Source organism: Bradyrhizobium sp. (genome assembly GCF_049581145.1).
Lineage (GTDB): Bacteria > Pseudomonadota > Alphaproteobacteria > Rhizobiales > Xanthobacteraceae > Bradyrhizobium.
On sequence record NZ_JBAURI010000811.1, the window covers coordinates 1 to 1,624 of the forward strand.

The window sequence follows — 1,624 nt, forward strand, 5'->3', positions numbered from 1 at the left end:
TTCGATTTGAGCGCAACCATTGCGGATGGTTGCGCACCCCTCCGCAAGCTGTGGAAAACACCACATGCGTCGTCGAAATTCTGTCCGAGCCGGGCGGCGCGCAACCACGCGCAAGCAAAGGCAACGCGCCGCCCAAAGGCGTGGCTGGCGAACCGCTCAGGATCATCAGCCGCGCGATCGACGAGGCCGGGATCACGACGCCGGACAGCACCGCAGTCCCCCAGGGCCTTCGCACAGCCGGCCGCAACGACCTGAAAAGAGACCTGCAAACGGCCGCCTGGCAGGATGGCGCGGGCGAGCGCTGCTGGAGCGCCGAACTGTCCAATGGCCTCAGCCGGCTGCGCGACCGCGGCCTGATCGGGTTCGATCGCGAATGGGTGTGGATGCCATGATCACGACCGCAACCAGGCGCAACCAGCCGCAACCATTGCAGTTTGATTGCGCACTTGGCGGCGGTTCGCTCACTCCGCAACCATGCAACATGCCCCTGAGAGATTGGTTGCGCTGGCTGCGCCTCCTCGCGCGCGCATCCCAGGGCACCCGCTTCCGCAACACCGCTCCGCGCCTCGTGGGCGCTGCGCTGACGTTGCGTCCGCTCGCCACCGTCTGCAAACAAGGAAACCGCCCATGCAGCCCCAGACCGCAGCTTCCGTTGCCCAGCAATCCTGGGCCGTCATCAGATATGCGCCCCGACAGCGGCGCCACCGCCGAAGACGACGCCGCAGCCTTCGACGGCTGGTACAGCGATTGCCACGACGCGATCGCCGTGGGCCAGCGATTGGGCCGCCAGCTACCCGCAATGGATCGTCGGCATCGTCAAGTCCGACCTGATCTGGTTCGGCAATGGCGATTTTGGCGCAGTCCGAGACCATCCGCCGACAGCAGTGAATGGCGGCTTTTGCGTGGAACGGAGAACCCGTTACGGGCGTTGCTGAATCCTCACGTCGATCGAAGCGTCGCCGGCTCAGCGAGTAGTCCGCATGAGCGTAGCGATATGCGGGATCAGCGCAAATGAACCCCGGATGTTGCTGCGCTCATCCGGCCTACGCTTGCTGGGAATTGGTTCCGTGACGCTGGAGCCCGAGCTTATCGCGTCGCGCGTTTCAAGCGAAGGGTACCTTCGCCCAAGACAGACACGCAGGGGCAGTATCGAGATTCCCGTTGCTTAAGGGACCAGCGGACCCGGAGGCTCGCATCCGCCAGCGAGATGCCATTTCGGGCGGCGGCGGCACGGGCCCTGGGCGCTAACCCGAGCCCGCGCCCGATGTCTTCGCACAATACTCCCGCCAGAACTGCCGGTAGCCGGCCTCGACCCGCTCCGTGTAGGCCCTGCTATTGCCGGCGGGCGAGGCCGCGATCATGGCCGGCAATTGCGCCCGCAGTGTCGCCAGATGAGCCGGCATCGCGGCAAATTTGCGCGCGATCGCGACATAGCCGTCGTCGTCGTCAGCGACCCAGTCGTCGAGACCGATCGCCTTCAGGATGGCGCCGGCCACACGCGCCGCGGTGGCGCGACCGAGCTTGGCGATGACGGGAACGCCCATATAGAGCGATTCCCAGGTCGAGATGCCGCCGTTCGCCGGAAACGGATCGAGCGAGATGTCGATGGCCGCGAACGCCCGCA

1 protein-coding gene and 1 pseudogene are annotated in these 1,624 nt (G+C 65.8%); one reads left to right on the forward strand and one right to left on the reverse strand.

The features are described 5' to 3' along the window. Positions 1–29 precede the first annotated feature (29 nt). The gene (locus WCB02_RS26490; protein WP_423962718.1) at positions 30–392 is read left to right on the forward strand and encodes a hypothetical protein; all 363 of its coding nucleotides are present in this window, start codon (positions 30–32) and stop codon (positions 390–392) included. A gap of 852 nt (positions 393–1,244) precedes the next feature. Here the strand turns inward: WCB02_RS26490 and WCB02_RS26495 are convergent. Further along, positions 1,245–1,624 (reverse strand): annotated as a pseudogene (locus tag WCB02_RS26495) (tetratricopeptide repeat protein); the annotation flags it as partial.